At 63.2% G+C, this 4,934-nt stretch carries 5 protein-coding genes; 2 read left to right on the top strand and 3 right to left on the bottom strand.

All coding sequences use genetic code 11. The features are described 5' to 3' along the window. Positions 1 to 79: 79 nt before the first annotated feature. The gene (locus JMF90_RS23940; protein ID WP_011547686.1) at positions 80 to 658 is read right to left on the bottom strand and encodes a DUF4337 domain-containing protein; all 579 of its coding nucleotides are present in this window, start codon (positions 656 to 658) and stop codon (positions 80 to 82) included. A 636-nt stretch (positions 659 to 1,294) separates the two neighbouring features. Between JMF90_RS23940 and JMF90_RS23935 the strand changes: the two genes are divergently transcribed. Together JMF90_RS23935 and JMF90_RS23930 are read left to right on the top strand one after the other, a co-directional pair. Further along, positions 1,295 to 1,915 (top strand): hypothetical protein, encoded by a 621-nt coding sequence (locus JMF90_RS23935; protein WP_236596300.1) that lies wholly within the window; start codon positions 1,295 to 1,297, stop codon positions 1,913 to 1,915. 138 nt (positions 1,916 to 2,053) lie between these two features. Beyond that, positions 2,054 to 3,064 carry a patatin-like phospholipase family protein gene (locus JMF90_RS23930; protein ID WP_011547689.1) on the top strand — a complete coding sequence of 337 codons (1,011 nt, stop codon included), beginning with the start codon at positions 2,054 to 2,056 and terminating at the stop codon, positions 3,062 to 3,064. A 178-nt stretch (positions 3,065 to 3,242) separates the two neighbouring features. On the opposite strand, the gene JMF90_RS23925 is transcribed toward JMF90_RS23930, so the two are convergent. Together JMF90_RS23925 and JMF90_RS40215 are read right to left on the bottom strand one after the other, a co-directional pair. Further along, positions 3,243 to 4,688 carry an NAD-dependent succinate-semialdehyde dehydrogenase gene (locus JMF90_RS23925; RefSeq protein WP_011547690.1) on the bottom strand — a complete coding sequence of 482 codons (1,446 nt, stop codon included), beginning with the start codon at positions 4,686 to 4,688 and terminating at the stop codon, positions 3,243 to 3,245. 10 nt (positions 4,689 to 4,698) lie between these two features. After that, positions 4,699 to 4,934: hypothetical protein (locus tag JMF90_RS40215; RefSeq protein WP_236598027.1), on the bottom strand; the 236-nt coding region annotated here is incomplete at its 5' end.

Raw genomic sequence — 4,934 nt, 5'->3', positions numbered from 1 at the left:
GGTCGATAATTCACGTTATGTAAAATTATGACCGCTAGTCTGTATCGATACGACTGGACCCTGACGACCTCTCAGCCCATCAAACCCCAAAGAACGCCAACCCCGCCACCACGATGCCGATCGCGGCCACGCCGATCGACAGCCCCTGCATCCATGATCGCCGCGTGAGGATCGTGATAGCGGCCAGCGCGATCGAGATCTGGATGACGGTCGTCGCCTGCGACCATCGATGGTGTCGGTGCATCCGCTCCTCGCTCGCCGCGTTGTTCTTCTCGACTTCCTTTTCGAGCGCCTCCGCGCGCGCCCGGATCGGTTCCTTGTCGGCGCGGTATCTCGCGGCATCCGTCTCGAACCGCTTTCGCTGCGGCGATGTCTCCGGGCTCAACGCCGCACCGAGTTCGGCGAGATTCTGCTTGTCACCCTTCGCCTGGTAGTAGGCCCACTGGTTCGCAGCCTCGGTTTTCCGGATTGCGGCGTCATTCTTGTAGAGCAGCGCGAGGCTCTCGTCGGCACCGCTCTGATAGGCAGATATTGCGCCGAAGCACGCAAGCACGGCCGTCAGCACTGCAATGCGCGACGTACCTGGATCGCCACCATGAGACTCGTGATGTTCCACCGCATGGTCATGAGGACCATGAACTTCGTATTCTTCAGACATTCGTAGCAAACCCGCAAAAGTTGAATGAATTTGTCGCCGGCCGGCCGTTTGGCTAACGTTAAACGAATTTGGCAAGGCCAACAAAATAAGCGGGCACTCCGGATTCACGGATCGTCAGCGTCGTTCCAAAGGGCGCGCGCAGACGCTCGATCGCAACGCGTCCGGCGGCGGCGTACGAACGCCGCGCACCTGAGCACCTGATACACACTTCCACACGGCGGCCAAATGGCCGCGACATATCTGGCCGCTGATTTCGTGTTTCGTTTCCCCAGCGGGTCATTCCCGCGCGGCTGAGGGAACGAGCAAACGCCCCACGTCGACTCACACTCGTTAAAGCGGAAATGCGTCACCGCCTCTGCCGCCATCCCTGCCATCCGACGCATGCGAAACCATTCATGGGGTCGGACAGGTTCGAATGTTTCAAATATATGCAATTCGATCGGTATTGTTTTAATTTCGATTAAATTCACCTCTTCCGCCAACCTTGTCATCCGTCATTTCATTTCCTATAAATCACTGGTGCCAAGTCAATCGAAAATACAGCGGCGACACTCGAGACAATCACCCCAATAGAAGGAAATTGAATGCCTGGCATTCGATAATGCCAATGCTCCGGCATGTCCCGCCGTCTCGGCCGTGATCGCTGGCGTTATCCGGCGCCATCATGGTCGATCTGCCATCGTCCAGCCGGATTGGAGCACCACCGAATTCGCCGGAATCGCGGCCTTTGACGATGCCGGCGTGCCATGCGTCCGAAGCGCATGGCGCTGTTCTCGAAGGCACGGGGAAGCATCCAACCTCTTCAAGGTGAAAAAAATGAATCTCAATCCGATTGAAAATCAGCCACACGGGACCTTTGCGGAATTCGCCAACACTGCCCCTGTTTCTGCCATCGAGGTCGATACATTCAAAATGGCGCTCTATCACGACGGTGTGCAATTGGGCTGGCTTGGCCAAAACAGCGGCGAATGGGCCGTTCTCGTCGATTCCGCCGCGAAAGCATTGACGCTCGAACAGTACCCTTATAACGGCGTGACGTATTACCGGATCCTCGGCACCAGCCGATATATGTCCGTCAGCAATAACGCCTACGTGGGTTTCTATAACTGGATAGGCGCGCGCGGATGGACGCGTCAGGGCTCGATTTTGATTTCCGATTTCAACCACCAGAAACTGTCGCTCTATTCCAAGGACAACGCGTATTTGTATGCGTGGGATGCCTACACCGTGCTCGATGTGAGGTTCGACGAGCAATAACGCACGACGCTTCGCCCGCCGGCGTGAATTTCCGGCGGCGACACGGCGCAGGTAGCGGAGCATCCCCCGGCGACACGGGCGGGATGCCCGCCGGGTTGCGCCATTCGCATTCATCCCACGATCAAAAAGGGAAACGCAATGACTTTCAAGATTCTCAGTTGCGATGGCGGCGGTATCCGGGGATTGATCACCGCCCTGCTCATCCAGGACCTCGACCGGCGCAGCCGGATCATCGCGAGCGCCGACGGCTTTGCCGGCACATCCACGGGCGGCCTGATCGCCCTGGGGCTCGCCCGGGGCGTATCCATTTCCGAGATCGTCGATATCTACAGGACGAAGGGCCCGGTGATCTTTCGGGAAAACGGGGCGTGGCTGGCGCAAAAGCAAGTGCTCGAGCAGCACCCGCAAGCACTCGAACAAGGCACGATCCTGGCTGGCCCGGGCGTGTTCCAATGCCAGTATGTCAACACCGGGCTACAGGAGATCGCCAAGTCGCTGGTCGGCAGCGGCAAGCTGGCCGATCTGTCCCGCTTCGTCGCAATCAACTCGGCGCGCCTGTGGGATCCGCCCACCAGGAGCTGGGCTCCGTGCACCTTCTCCAACGGAAACGGCAACGCCTACCGTAACGTCAGCCTGTTCGATGCCGCACTTGCCACGTCGGCTGCGCCGACGTATTTCCCGCCGTACGAAATCGCCGGGCTTGGCTATTTCGCCGATGGCGGCGTGTTTGCGAACAATCCTTCCGTGTCCGCCATTGCCGAGGCGCTGGCGAGCCGTCGCGCAGGCAGCCTGGACGATGTGCGCCTGTTGTCGCTCGGCACCGGAACCAGCCCCGTGGGCATTGCCCCGGACGCCGTCGGCAACCCGTTGACCTGGGGCGTTTCGAAATGGCTGTGGCCGCTCGAAAGCGGGCGCGTACCGGCGGCAGCCCTGCTCGGGCTGACGATGGATACGACGGCGGCGATCGCCGCACAACAGGCCGGGCAGATACTGAACGCCAATTACCAGCGCGGAAATTTCGTGCTCGGTCAATCCATCGCACTGGACGACTGGCACAAGGTGCCGGAACTGGAGAAGGAAACCCAGGCGTACATGAGGACCGCCGAGTGGCAACGTGTTTGCCAGTGGGTGGAGCAATTCTGGCGCTGATCGCACGTCGATGGCCGGGCTTTCGTGAGCAGCAGGCGCTGCAGGTGCCGACGGCGAACGAATCGGAAACAACGAGGCCGGGCAGAACGCCCGGCGCTCGGCAACGCCAGCCGGGTGCGTACCGCGCAAATGGCGGCACGCACGCGGCCAACCGGCCATCAGGCCATCAAGGCCACCCTCAGACGGCCATCACCGTCACCGACTTCGTGACGAGATACGGCTCCAGTGCTTCCGGGCCGCCTTCCGACCCGTAGCCCGAATCCTTCACGCCGCCGAACGGCATTTCCGGCCACGGCGTCGCCGGCTGGTTGATCCACAGCATCCCGACTTCGAGGCGCTGCGTCAGCAGATGCACGTTCGCGAACGAACGCGTGAACGCGTAGCCGGCCAGACCGAACGGCAGACGGTTCGCCTCGGCGATCGCATCCTCGAGCTTGTCGAAGCCGCGAATCGCCGCGACCGGGCCGAACGGCTCGTTGTTGAACACGTCCGCTTCGAGCGGCACGTTCGCGATCACGGTCGGCGCGAAGAAGTTGCCTTCCGCGCCGATCCGCTCGCCGCCGGTCTCGATGCTCGCGCCGACCTTGCGCGCGTTGTCGACGACCGACGCCATCGCGGTCAGGCGCCGCGGGTTCGCGAGCGCGCCGAGCGTCGTGCCTTCCTCGAGGCCATTGCCGACCTTCAGCCCTTCGGCATGCTTGACCAGCGCGCGGGTGAATTCGTCGCGGATGCTGTTGTGCACGAGAAAGCGCGTCGGCGAAATGCAGACCTGGCCCGCGTTGCGGAATTTCGCCCCGCCGGCGGCCTTCACCGCGAGCGCGACGTCCGCGTCCTCGGCGACGATCACCGGCGCGTGGCCGCCCAGTTCCATCGTCGCGCGCTTCATGTGCTGGCCCGCGAGCGCGGCCAGTTGCTTGCCGACCGGCGTCGAACCGGTGAACGTCACCTTGCGGATCACCGGGTGCGGAATCAGGTACGACGAGATTTCAGCCGGATCGCCGAACACGAGGCCGATCACGCCGGCCGGCACGCCTGCGTCGACGAACGCGCGCAGCAGCGCGGCCGGCGATGCGGGCGTTTCTTCCGGCGCCTTCACGAGGAACGAACAGCCGGTCGCGAGCGCGGCGCTCAGCTTGCGCACGACCTGGTTGACCGGGAAGTTCCACGGCGTGAACGCCGCGACCGGGCCGACCGGCTCCTTGACGACCGTCTGTTGCGCATTGAAGTTGCGCGGCGGGACGATCCGGCCGTACACGCGGCGGCCTTCGTCCGCGAACCATTCGATGATGTCGGCCGCCGACAGCACTTCGACGCGCGCTTCGGTAAGCGGCTTGCCCTGCTCCTGCGTCATCAGCTGCGCGATCGTGTCGGCGCGTTCGCGCACCAGCGCGGCCGCCTTGCGCATCGTCGCCGCGCGTTCGTGCGCGGGCACCTTGCGCCATGCCTCGAAGCCGCGTTGCACGGCGGCGAGCGCCCGGTCGAGATCGGCGATGCCCGCGTGGGCCACCTTGCCGATCGGCTTGCCGGTCGCCGGGTTCACGACGTCGATCGTCTTGCCGCTCGCGGCGTCGACCCACTCGCCGTCGATCAGCAGTTGCGTATCCGTATAAGTCACGTTAGCCATCCAGACACCCCTACATTGCGTCGATAAAACGCGCGCTGCCGCGAACGGTCGCGCGCCGGTTGACAGAAACAGAAAAAGCCACGCCGCCGGGGCAGGCACGCGCCCGGCGGCGTCGACGGCAGGCACGCCGGCCGCCGTCGTTTTTGCAGCGCACCGCGCTCAGTGCGCGGCCGCCGTCGCCTTGCGGAGTTTCGCGACGTCCGCCGCCTGCACGGCCGGCGCGCCGTTGTTCCAGCCGGCGCGCAT

The organism is Burkholderia sp. E168m23 (genome assembly GCF_016586125.1).
Lineage (GTDB): Bacteria > Pseudomonadota > Gammaproteobacteria > Burkholderiales > Burkholderiaceae > Burkholderia > Burkholderia orbicola.
Note: the sequence above shows the minus strand (reverse complement) of the source record. Positions and strands in the feature narration are given on the sequence as shown.